Source organism: Shewanella sp. M16, assembly GCF_018224605.1.
GTDB lineage: Bacteria > Pseudomonadota > Gammaproteobacteria > Enterobacterales > Shewanellaceae > Shewanella > Shewanella oncorhynchi.
On sequence record NZ_JAGTUL010000061.1, the window covers coordinates 1 to 14,799 of the forward strand.

The 14,799-nt window shown below is 41.7% G+C and carries 4 protein-coding genes; 3 read left to right on the plus strand and 1 reads right to left on the minus strand.

Annotated elements, in window-relative coordinates; translation table 11 throughout:
• Positions 1 to 359 precede the first annotated feature (359 nt).
• Positions 360 to 11,831, plus strand: coding sequence for a YopT-type cysteine protease domain-containing protein (locus KFE26_RS22230; RefSeq protein ID WP_212601744.1), 11,472 nt, complete (start codon positions 360 to 362; stop codon positions 11,829 to 11,831).
• A gap of 440 nt (positions 11,832 to 12,271) precedes the next feature.
• On the opposite strand, the gene KFE26_RS22235 is transcribed toward KFE26_RS22230, so the two are convergent.
• Positions 12,272 to 12,703 (minus strand): nuclear transport factor 2 family protein, encoded by a 432-nt coding sequence (locus tag KFE26_RS22235; protein WP_249195883.1) that lies wholly within the window; start codon positions 12,701 to 12,703, stop codon positions 12,272 to 12,274.
• Positions 12,704 to 12,926: 223 nt separating this feature from the next.
• On the opposite strand from KFE26_RS22235, the gene KFE26_RS22240 reads away from it, so the two are divergent.
• A complete protein-coding gene (locus tag KFE26_RS22240) occupies positions 12,927 to 13,811 on the plus strand; it encodes a LysR family transcriptional regulator (RefSeq protein WP_212601745.1) in 885 nt (294 codons plus the stop codon).
• A 414-nt stretch (positions 13,812 to 14,225) separates the two neighbouring features.
• A partial coding sequence (locus KFE26_RS22245; RefSeq protein ID WP_212601746.1) for an IS4 family transposase occupies positions 14,226 to 14,799 on the plus strand: 574 nt, incomplete at its 3' end.

The window sequence follows — 14,799 nt, forward strand, 5'->3', positions numbered from 1 at the left end:
ATGATTTATCTAAGAGAGGGCGTTATCCATCCTACTTGCTTAAATGAAGCACTCGATGATTAGCCGCTTCTCTGCAGTCACTAAATATTTTATTACTTTTTATTACTTTTTGTTACTCCTCATAAGGATTCATAAATGGCCATTTCAACTTGTCTTGATATGTTGCGATAATATCACCAATAAGAGTAAATTTTTGAAAAATCAGCATAAAGAAAACTTCCTCTACCTATAGGATTGCTGCCACTAAACTGTAAAAATGAAGTAATCCGTGAATAGGTAAACTTGTGCAGAATATTGCGACTTTCCAAGTTCGATACCGCCAACCTAATTAATCAATCCTAACTTCGTGGATACAACCAATGCCAATTCAATCTGTTCGAGTTACTTCTTCTCATTCTTCACAGCGAGCAACAAAAGGCTCGAGAGAGACATCTCCAGCAAGTGATGAGAAATTGGAGATAATTAACGTAACATCTATAAAAAGAAAAGAAATTCCATTTCGTTCTCCGAGTAAAAATCCTGCTAGCTACCATGTCAAACTGAATCAACCACTTGAAATATTTAGGAAGCAGGCGTCTGTAGACCTTGAGTTGAGTCGTCACGTGCAGGAATCCATGCAGAGCTTTTTTAATAAAGAGCTCAAAGAACTTGCATCTGGTGATTTAAATAGTAGCGATAAGACGGTATTGGGGCAGGGATCTAAACGGCAAATAAAGCATGATGACAATGAAGCTGAGGTGCCATTTTCACTATGGCGCAGCCATGCTGAAGGCAACTTACCTATACAACTTGTACTCGAAGCTTTAAATGATAGAAGAGCACAGGCCAAGGAATTTATAGAGAAAGGTTTTAACGAGCTGATTATTGAGATTAAAAAAGACACACTGCCGTTGTTACAGGAGAGGATTGAAGAGGTAAGAAAAGAGCGAGAAAAGCAAGACAAGCGATACCCTTATCTGGGGCCTGATGAAAATACACTGAGGAAGATTGAGAAGTTTATTCATAAGGTTAACAGCTCTGACAGCCTTGAAGCTAAGCCTAAGGATAGGGGCTTAGCTTATCAAATGGCACGCCATATCGAAACCAGTGTTAAAGCCGTAGATGAGGCGTTAAAACTAGGCCAGATGAATGGACGCGTAGGCAGTCTATCACAATGGTCCTCGCGCAGTACCGATGAAAATGACAACAACGGGACAATGAAGCAACCCAGTACCACTGAGGGACAAATACAAATCACCGATTACCTGACATTGCGTAGAATGGAGCTGATTAATGAGCTTACCAAGAGTAATAATCGATTGTGTAGCTTATGGGAAAAGATGGATAAGTATGATAAGCAGGTACTAAATTCTAACCACTTCTCAATGCCTAAAGAGATTATTGCTGACATCCAAAACCATGTTAGAACCAACGCAAAGTCATGGAGAAATCAATTTGTTAACGTTACTAATAAGTCTACTTCTTTTGCAGACACACTAACCACTTTTAAACACTCCTTAAGTCAAGTCAGTCAAACGGTGGGCAACAAAGTTCAGAAATTGCCATCGGAGTTATTCAATACCTTAAAGGAGCTGCCACAGCAGGCATTGATTGCTTCTTATGTCGTGGACCACTTTAGAGACGTAACCTACAAAAAGATACTTGCCCTTAGTCCTGGTACGATTAGCGCTCCCTCAAAATACTCAAACGATGAGCAGACGGTTAAGTCCATTGTTCGCAGCATATACTGGTTAATGCAGCAGCCAGCATTTCGCATGCAGTATGACTATAACCCATTACAAGCGGCGGCCACTAATCTGAAAAAAGATAAGCCGTTGGAGGCAGAGTTTGCTAAAGAGGTTATGCAAGATACAGAACTCGAGTTTGTTGATGACATGGTACCGGGAAATGCGAATAGGCAAACTCAAGCAAAAGACGACCGCGATCAGGATGACGAAGCCAGAAAGAGCGCATTTAGTGAAAGTTGTGACAAAGCTATTAAAGTATCAGATGACATCCTTAAACAAGTTGAGATTCTACCTCATTTGATACGTAAGCTAATAAAATCACAGTCTAATGCTCTTTCTAGCTGGGGAAAGGAGCAATTAGATCAAGAGTTAAAAAGAATTAATGTGCCTGAGTCTTATAAGAGCCTTACCGATTTGGTAGGTAACCTTAAACAAGTAGTGAATGAAAAATCAAAATTCACAGAGGAAGAGTTAGGCGAGATTATTCAACTTACCCGCATTACTAGCTTCTCAGCAAAAAATGAATTGGATAACCTAGATCTTAAAGTATCTTATTTGACGGGTAAGCGCCTAGATCCTTTCTCCAAACGTGCCAAAGTAGCGAAAGATTGGGGAATAATAGCACAAGAAATAATGCCGGAGGCTGATATTCCCGAGATTGAGTCTTTGCGTCAAATGCTTAAAGATAATGGCTTGTTGGAAGTGGTGATCTCTGAAGATGATCCTCATGGAATTTTGTTTACTACGCGGATGTGTCAGGAGTGGGAGTACGCACGGAAGGAAAGAACTATTCTGCCGAAGACTCCAGAGCAGCATCTCGCGGGAGAAAAAAGCTTGGTCGAATTTGTGACTAAATGGGGGCAAAAGCAGGTTGGCCGGGGCGCCGTTTATGCAGTGATCGAAGGTGGTATTGACTTTGCGACGGGGGTAACTGTGACTTTAGTGAAAGCAGCTGTAACCGTCGGAGTTAAGGCTACCATTGCTTCGTTCACAATTCCGTATAAGGTACGTCAGATTATAGATGGCGTGATGCCAGGAGAAGATTACCCCTATAAAGTTGTGCAAGATGTCGTAAACAATAGGCTTAAGCAGCTTGGCTTTAAGGTAGCAATGTCGTTTGTCCCCCGTCCAATCAAAACTGGTGTAGGCGGGGCGATAGTAATGGGAGCATATGCCCATAATACAATCGTCGATCCAAAAGACAAAATCAAAATGGACTCTTGGTTAAAGACTCTAGCGATAGAAGCGGGGGTAACGGGAGCCATCATTCCAGTGTCCAAGGTTGCAAGTGCAGCAGTGACGGAGTTGAAGAAAGTAAAGGCTGGGACCGATCTAAAAGATTACCTTAATAAAACTCAAATACCAGAGTACAAGGAAAAACTCGTTCAGGCTTACGACGAATACTCAGATGGGCTCAGAAAGCAATTTGTGGCTATGAAAATACAGTTCAGGGCAGACATGAAAGGAAAACTGCCTGAAGAAGTTGTCAATGAGATAATTGCAACTCAAGAGATGGCTTTCATAGAAGACTTGATCGAAATGCAGGCTAAGTTTAGGCAAAAAATGTCAGCAAGTTTTGAGGAAACGATGCAAAACTGGCAAAATCAGGGGCTTGTTAAAGAGTGGGAGCCTTTATTTTCAGATGAAGCAAGTAATGAAAGTGTTAAATGCGTTAGTCTTGATAGTGATACGGGCAATGTAGATACCGAGGCCGCTGGCCCAAATTACGAGGGGATAAAACTAGTTGGAAGCGCAGAATACCGTGCAGAGGTTAGAGCGCACCTAAAAACCCTCCAACAGACCGAAATCGGTAAAAATACCTTGAAAGTGATGAATGAACTAGGGATCACTATTCGACCTCGTCTAGTAGGTGAGCCCTTGAATACTGGTGAAAATAGCCAGAAGTACTATGCTAATTTCGCCAGTCCTTTGACAAAAACCATTTATTTCGATCCTTGGAATACTTTGTCCGCGTCAAGCACAAATGAACTTGTAGATAGACCTTGGCTCAAGCGTAATCCTGCAATATCTTTGTTTCATGAAGTGCAGCACATCAGTCTTCACAACGATCCAGCAATAATCGATGCTCATGGCGAGGTCTTTGTCCTCAGGGGGGATGGCGATCTGATGAATGAGCACCTTGTTAGTGGGGTGGATTACACCGACGCTTTAGGAGATACCTATAACTTTTCTAAACCAGAATGGGTTGAACAACATGTTTCAAGAGCCTCAGAAGCGCAAGGGTTCATAACCGAAAATGATTACCGGCGTGCGTTCTATGACTCTAGGAATGAGGAACCAGTCCTAAGAGAAGCCTATTGGAGTGGTTTGAATATCAGGAGTGATGAAGATGAGGTGACTGATGAAGGCGTTAAGTTGGCTCAGTTTGCTCGTCATGCAGCACCTGAAGAAGTAGTGCTTGATATTCGTGCAAGGCGTAGAGCGGCTGCAAACAAATTTTACACGCGCTTTGATGGTGATGTAAAACGTGTAAAGGTAAAATTTTATGAGCAGATTAGAAGCGTAAATAACACTGATGGCCGATTAGAATTTCTTGGGGAAAAACTGAAAAGTATGGAGGATATGGCGGAGCAAGCCAAAGGAGATGAGCAGTCGGCATTTTTTACTGAGGTCATTTCATTATTGAAGCAAGCCCGTAACTCCAATGATTCCAGTGGCGTTTTGCGAGTCTTCTGTCCTCAATTGACAGAGGTTGATGCAGAGATCCTCGATAACGTGTCTAGCTCAGGTTATCTCAGGCATCCGCTGATCCGACCTGTGGTTGATTACCATAAGTTTTTAATGAGATGTTCACTGGAACTGAGTGAAGAAGAGTTTAGTGAATTAATTGAGAATGAGGATTTCAAAGCGAGACAGCCAAAAAATCTCTCGAGCATGACCTTAGACGATGAATTTCGCCATCAAAAACGCTCAATAATTAGCAATATGAGTGACAAGTCCTATCGAGATAAACTCCTCGGAAATAGTGTCATCACGCAGATGAATGCCATTAAAGGCGGTCTTAGAATAAATGAAAATAATATTTCACTTAAGGACTATGAGAGAATAATTACTGAGGTAAGAGCGAGAAAAAAAGCTAGCAAAAGGCCTTTTGATAAGATTATACATGCTTTGTCAGAGCATGCTTTTAAATCAGAACTTGAAGCTGATAAGCACGGTATTCGAATAAAAAATATAACAACAGAAATACGTAAACGCCAAAGCTTTGATGAATTTAAGATGTCTTTGCTGCCAAGTGAAAATCTATATGTAAAGAGTAATTCAGAGCTAGATACAGACACTTTGCTTTCTAATATTCTTCAATATCGAAAAGGAGAGCTTGAAACCTTACATTCAAATGAGGAACAAGTGGAAAAACGCTATTTAGACTCTTTACAAGATAAAACTTTACCAAATGGTAAGGTTTATTCCAGAGCGCAACAAATAGAAGATATTAAGATTCATGGTGGCCTGCTTAACTATGAAAGGTCAGTTATAAGAAGTCATAAAATAGCTGGATTTTTAGGGGATATAAATCACCCCGCAATAGCCAAGGAATATTGGGAACAACGTGGCATATTACAGCCTGAAAACGTTAAATACGTATATCGGTACCCTGAACTGCCAGCCGCGAATATCTACACTATGCCCGGTGAAGGTGACAGTCGTAAAGTTAAAGTAGAAAAGCTAGAAAAGGTAACTTGGGATGTTAGCTATTTTAGGTTGATAGAGCAGAAAATGGGTAAACATTACTTACATTCAGTTAACAGTGCTGAACTTGGGAGTGATGATGTCAATTGGGCCCCAGAAAAGTACAGTAAAATTTTAGAAAAGCGCGCTACATCCTTGATTGATTCTATGCCGAATAAGGATGATCGAGAGTATGTGAGGAAAACACTGAAAAGCGCGTCGAATCCTCCAACATTTACGACTTCATCAGAGGCCTTACCCTTCTTTATTAAGCCGAAAATAGGTCCTTACCCGCTGGAGAACATGTTGCTAATCCAAGATGGCGATAAGCATACAATGATCAGCTTAATGCCGCCTGGGAAAGTTCAAATTTTTAATTCGTCTGAACAAATTGATTCATTTGTCCGCAATAAAAATAATCATGAATTTCTTCTCTCACATGCTAGTTTAGCTAACCAAATGGACGGTAGTACAGATAGAGGTATGGAGTCTATCCTTGAAGATATTGCTGCTAACAGTTATGTGACTATGAATGGACGTAAATTAACTGTTGCGGAGAAAGAAATTTTTCCTTACTCCTCAAAAAAGACAGTCCACAATAGAATGAACGGTCTGGGAATATTTCATAGTTTGGCGGTATCATCAATCGGCGATAGTCGAGGCGGTTATATTGTCAAGACGGATTTAACCCAAGCGCTTGGTGAGAGTTATTGGAAAGGCATTACTGGGCAGCATACCGTTGAAATAACTGGTGATTATGAGTTACCAGAACAATATAAAGATTTGGAAGGGGAAGCATTGTTTAATAAGCTTTATGATCCCCAAGCTGAAACTGATATGCAGAGACTTGTTGAGGGTAAAATCAATGAGTTTGAAGCAAAACATTTCCAAGATTATTCGTATCATCTCAAAGCCACTTTTTACCGGCTGGTCGCTTCAGCGGAGCGCGACGGACGTTTGAGTTCTGACGGACAAGCATTGATTAAAGATATGCAAAATGGCTCACATGAGGTCGAAGTATCCTTACCCGGACTGACGGGGAAGAGAGATGATTACTTCCCTTTGGAGGGCATGTTGCTGATAAAGAAAGGAGAGCGCCATATCCTTGTTAGTCTGCATTCTGATGGTGCCCTTATTGAATTTGGTAGCAAACAATCACTTTATCGTTTTTTCAGTAACCCGGCGAATAGTAACTTCATACTTTCGCACATGAGTGAATATGATAAACAGCCTGTTCTACCAGATGGAGATACTCCCGCTAGGACATTAAACGACTTCGCGACGCACTCAAATCGTTATTTCGGCACTGAATTTACAAGTGTTAGTTATGCTGTGAATAAAAAAGAGGTTGCTAACAATCTCGACCTAAATCACATACCTCTCAATGATAGCGATAACATATTCGATACCATTGGGAGAAGAAACTTGGAAAGGCTCAGACAAGATGCTGACGCTCTTCTTACTTCTCATGCTGAGTGGAACACAACAAAAGCATTTGAGGTTGTAGGCGGTGTGCTAGCGGTGCCAGCGTTTGCATTGAGTGTTGCTGCAATTATAGTAAGTGGGGGGGCGGTTGCACCGACAGTTATAGCGGGTGTTGCTGGAGCGGCAATGGTTGTTGATGCTGCTAGCCTAGGTGTTGGGATCGCCGAAGGGGTTTATCTTTTGGTTGAGGGTGACTCGGCTGAAGATAGAGCCAGTGGATTGATCCCCCTAGCTTTAGCTCCTCTTGATGCTCTTGGACTTACGTCCAGTGCAACAGATGCCATCAAGGCGTTAAAGGTGCTGAAGTTGACCCGACAGACTGGCGGGGCCATGGATGATGTTTCAAGGGGTACTAAGCCTAGATTTATTTCTGATAACGCGTCACAACCTTCGGAAGATATAAATGAGCTGTCGGTTAAAATACCTAGTGATTTTGATAATTTAGGTGAGACTGATGGGCTCTTTGAAGTCAGAAATACGCGTCTCAAAAGCCTAGAGGATAGTGCCTATCTGGCCATAGAAAATAATCAACCTCAAAAAGTGTTGGGTGAGATTGTATCCTTCAGTAACAGAATGAGTAATCCTCCTCTACTTTCAGAAGTCAAGAGATTGAAAAGACTTCTTGATGTTTATTTCAATAAGTTTATAGGAAGGGAAAACAACCTGTCAGGAAACACTATTGGAATCATGAGTCACGGCGATATACAAGCGCAGTGGTTGGAAAAAATAGATGTACCTCTGCGGAACGATCTTTCAATTATGCCGGAGAAAATTACGGCAATAAGACAAGATTTCAACCGCTTGCTCAGGAAACTTGACGTATCTGATAACCCTGTTTTGCAGAAGGTCAAAAATGCACTAGACGAATTGCCGACTACAAGGCTGAGCAGATATGGGGATGAGGCTGCTATAACGCAACACTATCGGGTGACAAACGCTAATGGCGACATCGTTGGTACCATTGAAGTTATTGGAACCCAAAGATCAATTGGCCTGACGAACACTGCATTGAATGAAATCAGTAGAACGGATTCAGGACAACGGTTACTTCAGGGGCTGGCAAATAGGGGTGTTAAAGTACAAGTTCCCTCAATGGGGGATGTCAATCGTGTGGGTAGCGATGGGAAGGTTTATGCAAAAAATACTGCAGCAGGGAAAACGGTCTCTTTCGATCCTGAAAATAGAATTCTGGGCGGCGATGCCTCGGCGATTCAAGTTTCTCCCTATTTGGAACGTGACTCATCGGTAGGGCTTTTTTATGAATTGCTGCACATATATAACAATATCTACTCTCTAAGGTTACCTAAAGCTGAGGGGGGATACCTAACAGTCGGCGGTGCTAGTTCACTTGTAGAAGAAAGCCGGATAGTAGGAGTCACCTTCAAGGACCCCAATGGGAATACCTATGACTTTAGTTCACCGGAGTTTGTTGAATCGCACCTACCTGAGGGGGGGCATTATCTTACAGAGAATCTATTTCGAAGGGAGCATGCTCAAAACAAAGGACAAAGACCAGTTTACCGGCCTTATTATGGTAATGGAGATCAACAAGTTAATTATCATCCTGACATTAGAGAACCTTTGGTAAAGACGCGTGATACGTTGAGTGAGCATGAGCAGCGCATCGTAAATGTACTCGCAGACCAGCTTAAAACAAACTTGGGGAAAAAATATGGTGAATATACGGGATCAGACAACGCCGAGTTATGCCAAGCAGCAGCTGCAGATGTAAGAACAACGTTAAGGGATCTCGGATACACTAATATCAGGAATCTGGAACTTGGGTTGTGGATCACTCCAAATAGTAGTCCGAATAATCATTACGTGGTTGTAGCAAATATTCAAGGCGTAGATATAGTAATTGACTTAACCGCAGGACAATTCTTCAATAAATATGGTCTACAAGGTCCTATTGTTACGACAAAAGAAAAATGGTTTGGTATGTGGCGCGAAGCATTGAAGGAAAAACCCAGAACCTTGATTAAGGCTATGGAGTTTACAGGGTCTTTTGATGGTTCTCCCTTTAGCCCTAAACGCTTCGGCCTTACGGCTTTAGATTATCAAAATGATGGTGTTGTTGTGTCTTCAGCTAGCTGGTATAAGGATAATGGACCTCAGAGTAGTGCCCGTAATGCTGGTAGGTCATCTGCTGGCGACGAACTTGTGTCAGAATTTGAGACTGATGGGTTATTTAGCAGAAGGAGCAATAGTGAAAACTTAAATCTTGAAGGATTACGATCGTTAAAAGGCAAATTGGAAATCATTGAAAACACAATGCGAGAAGTTCCATCAGAACCTTCGAGATTATCGGATAACAAAAAGTCGTTTCATCAGGGTGAACGTGATGCAATGAGCAAAGATTATCGTTTGCTGAATGATTACTCCCTCAAACAAAAACATGAAATGCTTAAATCTAGAAAGTTCCCAGACGGTCGAGATATAGATACAAAAACTTTCGGAGCCTTGCATCGAAAGGCTACATTAGAGTTAGGTGATGTTATTGCAGAAAGACACTTAACTAAAGCGGTTAATTGGGCTAAAACTGCCGAAAAATCAGGTAGCGAAGTCGTTGAGATTGTACCTCAAGGGGAGTATCTAAAACTTTCAGAGGGAGAATGCCGGCCGACATCAATGCTGATGGCGTATGCTATAGAAACTGGGAATGTACATAACTTTGCATTGAGGTTAAAGAGCATAGGAACAGAAGATTCTTCCCTGTACAAACTACTAACAGAAATTCATGGTGGTGATACTCCACAGGCTAAACAATTCAATGAATTGATAAAAAATATGCAGCCTAATAATCTGGATGCTGGGGTAAGATTCAATTTAAGCAAACTCGAAGAACGTGATGTTTTCTCACTAGAATGTCATTCGGTGCGAATAGACATACCGGGTCATTCAATGTCGATGACTAAATCTGGTTCTAAGTATTATTTCTTTGATCCCAACTTTGGTGTTGTCTCATTTACTCGATTTGACAAGATGAAAGACTTCATTAAAGGACATGTCACGTCTAAGAAGTTTGGGTATCCATCTTTCCAAGGCAATGTAAATATTGTACAGCTAAAGTTTGAAGGCAATGATATTACCAATCTGAAGTTGAATGGAGAAGAAATACTCGCAGACGTTGTATCCAAGCAAAATAGTACTGGAATGAGTGAAATGAGGGAGCTCGCGGCAGAAGGCTATATACCCTACGACGGTCCAGGAGCTAAAGGGACATCTGGTGCTGGTCATGATAATTTAGGGGCAAGTAATAGGGGTTTTGTGCCCTATGATCGACCTGGAGGAGAGAAATATATCTACTTCCCTGTTTTGGATCATGAACGAGTATCGGCAAGGCTTATTCCTTTGCTTCGAGATTTAAGGGCGAAAGGGAAGCCTGCAATAACACCTGTATTCAGGGATCAAGCTCAAGTTGCTGAGTTTAAGGAAGTTCTGAATAAAAAATATGGTCAAGCTGATTATTCAACGTTGGAGCCGGAACTGCGCTATTTATACTCTGTAGATAAAACGGATCTAAGTGATTTAGATGACACAAGTACCTTGTATGTGAGTGGTCATGGCCAGCCAGGTAGCAAAGAGATAGACGGGCAACTGTTCTCTTCAGATACTTATTTTGTTGCAAATGATCTGTATGGCATGAAGCTTCCAAATGAAACAACGGTCAAAGTCTCAACTTGTAATAGTGCAGTTGGAAACCCTGAATTTATCCGGGTGCCGGAGTCTTTAGACCCCGAACAGGCTTATGCTTATGCGACCGACCCAAGTAGGATGGGCTCTTTTGAGGCTTCGTTTGCGGGTGATCTAGAAAACCAGTTAATAACTTTATCGCCAGGAAGAACGCCTGGGAAGGTTTATGGCTACCTAGGAAATATCACATGGGCAAAGACCGAAACGGTAATGGGAAAAATAGAAAAAGGGAAACTTGTCTCTGCATCCCTACTAAATAAGCGTGCCGAATTTTTTGGTTCTAGTGGCAATAAGAAGTCAGTCGTAAACTTCAGAAGAAGTGACATGATGCGTGGTCGCTTTTATGATCCAAACCCAATGCTGGGCAGGCATGGGCCATCTGATTTATCCACAAAGATGCCCACGGCCGGTGTGCTAGAGCTTCATTCGTCCGCCTCAGGTCTTGAACCTAAAGTGGTAACTGCAACAGATGGTTCGGTTCTGATAAAAGCACAGGGAAGGGTGCCAAGTAAGAAACTTTATGTGGCAGCTTTCGCCAAATCATCTTGGGAAGCTAAGCATGCTGTATGGGAAAATAGCGCACAAGGTAATAGTGTCTTTACGACAGATGTTCTGTTACACCCTTCTGGCGCCAGTGAGAGTATAGAGGATATTGTGAAGCAGATGAATGGCGGTGAACTTCAGCAATATGACGAAGTTTCAGGCTACTGGGGGGCTGAACCATCTTCCTTTATTAGAATTGTTAGGCATGCTCACTGGGGAGAAGACCTTTATGAAATAACAGTTGAAACGCTTGAGTTGCAGTCTTTGATATTTGACGATAATAATCTAGAAGCAGTCGATAAAAATAATGAAGCTCTTGAAGATCCGCAAGCAATTATATCGCCTTCTTCGCAGAGTGGAACGACAACAGATAACAGCAATCTTAACTTCAAACAGTTACAACAAATTTTTAATGAACAAAATCGTTCTCGGCAATGGGGTAACTGGTTACAAAGCAATTGCTCAGCTCTGAATCTGCTCTTTGAGCAGATGGCAGATGGTAGATCAGAAATATTCCAGGAATATCGTTCTGAATTTGACACAGAAACTGCAGGTGAACTATGGGCTAGTGTACAGAGCTTAAAATCGGTGAGAGAGAATCCTAATAGCCTACCAGAAGAATTGGACATGGCGTTTAATAATGCTGTTAAATCACTTAGTTTGGCATTGAGATTGCGATATCGACCATAAGGGTAGTGTTAATAATTCTGTGTCATTTCAGTAAAATATATAAAACTGGAATGACACATGACCCTATGCCTAATTGTAAAAATGGCAAAACAGCTAAGATTATAAAACACCCTTCTGGTAACTTTGAGTTAGAAATACTCAGAGACAGAAATAGTACCTTTCACTCAAGCGTTGTTGTGAAGGTTGGTCACAAGATGACTATTGTCGGAAAAATCTGATTTTATCACTCACGTGTTAACGAACATCTAATTGAAGTATCTCATCAACTCCAGCCCTTCTCCCACAAGAGGAGAAGGGTGTTCAATCTGCACGATTCGTGCTCAGTAACCGATCTCGACAGATAGCGGCAATCAATTGAAACATGTCGTTGACATGTGCCATTTTTGGCAACGCTGAAAAACAGCTTATAGTCATTACCCACTGTCCTAGAAAAATATGATTTAGAGTTCGCCCAGCACCTCAAAATCATCGCTGGCTAATCGCGCCTTGCCATCCTCTTCCATCACCCAATGCTCTTTATGTATAATGCCAAATGCTTTATTCATTTGCCAGGTGGCGGTCAGAACGTATCCATTCTCACCTATCGGCTCCCAATGAACATTGGTATAAACAACATCTTTAAATCCTTGATCAATAATCCCTTGCCAAAAAGCCTCAATAGCGCCTTGACCTTCAAAGGTACCAAAGGGGCGAGCATGCATGACTGTCGTTGCACCGTATTGCTTTGCACAACCTTTGGCATCTTGCTGGTTGAATGCGATTTGCCAAGCTTCAATGGCTTGTTTGCAAGCCGCCAATACCGAGTTGTCTACCATCGTTTTATACCTATAAGTCACTGTAACTTGTTTGGCCTGCTGCCAACGTCCAGCCATGACCGATGATCATGAAAATTAACGTTGCCAAGCCAGCGCTGCGCACAACATGCTTAGTTTCATCAAACAGCAAAAATCAACGAAACCGAGCCATCTTTGTATAATTTACGAGCAACGAATTGTTTTATGCTCGTCTGTATATTCGTTTTAAGGTTACACCTACCGATAGCGTTGAAAAACAGCAATAATAGAAAGAACTGTTTAATTAAATAGAACAATCATCATGAATAGATTAAGACAGATGTCCATTTTCGCTCATATCGTCGACGCAGGCTCCGTATCTGCCGCAGCCGATAAACTCAATATTTCAAAGTCAGTGGTAAGCCAGCATTTAAAAATATTGGAAAAAGAGCTGGGGATGACCCTGATGAAAAGGACGACCAGACGACAAATATTAACGGATGTTGGGGAACGCTTTTATCTGAAATGCAAAGAGTTGAATGCTATTGCTGATTCAGCGTGGGATATGATTACCGATTATCAACTTGAGCCCCAAGGGCGCTTTCGGATAACAGCGCCAAATGCACTAATGGAAAGTTTAGTCATTCCGGTTATTGCTGCATTGATGAAGAAATATCCTAAACTGAAACCTAAACTAATTTGTGATGATCAACATCTGGATTTAATGGCGCACGATATTGATATCGCCATCCGGGTTGGTGCTTCTCATGATAGTAATCTTAAGCAAAAGCGTATTGGTGAGTTTAGAGATGTGCTCTGTGGCCTGACAAAGAAACCCATTAACATCAATGAGCTGCCATATATTGCCAATATTTGGCAATCAGAACAAATTGTTCATCATTTTAGCAACCTTGAGGGAGAGACACTCCTTTATACCAAGGAGACCAACTGCATGGCGAATTCGTTTCAGAGTTGCTTATCTTTGATCCGCTCCGGCGCTGGTATAGGGATTATCCCTGATTTTTATTTGGCTGAAATGCAACCCCCCTTGACGAATTTGATGCCAGATCACTGCTTGCCGCTCAATACTGTTTATACCCTGACCCCTTTTGCAAACCATGTTCCTGCCATCGTCAAAACATGTATTCATGAGCTGGAAACGTTTTTAACTCGCAGGCTGTCTGGTGTTGCTGAAACAAAATCATAACATAGCAGTGTGCCTAGAAACAATTATTTAGCTAAATCATGTAACCATACACTTACATAAAATGCACCCATAGCCTGACAAATAGGAACACCCCAAAAATAACTCAAGTAAGAAACCGTAATTTTACTAAGAATATCAATTAAACCTTAGCAAACTTACAATGGGACAAAAGCGCGTTAGTTTTTTACTCTAATCAGTTAGTTTCTGATTCAGATTTCTATGGATAACATCGCGCTCTGCGGCAATTTTGGAGCGCAGCGTAAATATTGTCCGATAGCAGCGCCTTGTGTACGCCCAGCGCTGAAGAATCCCCTGATGATTTTAATATAAATCATTAGATTAGATTGGTGTGAACTTGCACCTTTAAGTGTGATCATATGAAAGTGCGAACAAACATCAATCACAGGCATCAAGGTGCAAGTATTAACTATCTTACATCAATCTCTTTATCAACATTGTCCAGAAATCCATCAAAAGCGACTCAATACGCTCATGGTCGCTTGCCGAGCACTCATTAATGCTGATTGTCTCACACTCACGCATTTAGGCTGGCATATTGATGGCACCAGCACACAGACTAAACACTCGATAAAACGCATGGATAGATTGCTGGGCAACCCTCATCTTCACCATGAAAGAATGGCTGTTTATCAGTGGCATGCAAAGTGGCCGCTAACAGCACATACGATGCCGACAATATTGGTGGATTGGTCAGATATGCGTGAAGGTCGTGAGCTTATTGCGCTACGCGCCTCTATTACACTCTACGAGCGAACATTTCCGTTAGTTCTTCAAGGCACTCAAACTACCCATAATCAGTTTCTGAATGAACTCAATAAAGTATTACCTGACAACATCACTCCGCTGATAGTCACTGACGCGGGCTTTCGTAATCCATGGTTTCGAAAAGTCGAGCAGCTCGGTTGGTATTGGCTGGGTCGCGTTAGAGGATTGAGTGTCTATCGGCCGCATCCTTTCGGTCGCCAAT

Excerpts from the sequence above, each read along its gene's own strand:
- KFE26_RS22240 (WP_212601745.1), top strand. The coding sequence starts at position 12,927 with ATGAATAGATTAAGACAGATGTCCATTTTCGCTCATATCGTCGACGCA.
- KFE26_RS22235 (WP_249195883.1), bottom strand. The coding sequence starts at position 12,703 with ATGGCTGGACGTTGGCAGCAGGCCAAACAAGTTACAGTGACTTATAGG.
- KFE26_RS22230 (WP_212601744.1), top strand. The coding sequence starts at position 360 with ATGCCAATTCAATCTGTTCGAGTTACTTCTTCTCATTCTTCACAGCGA.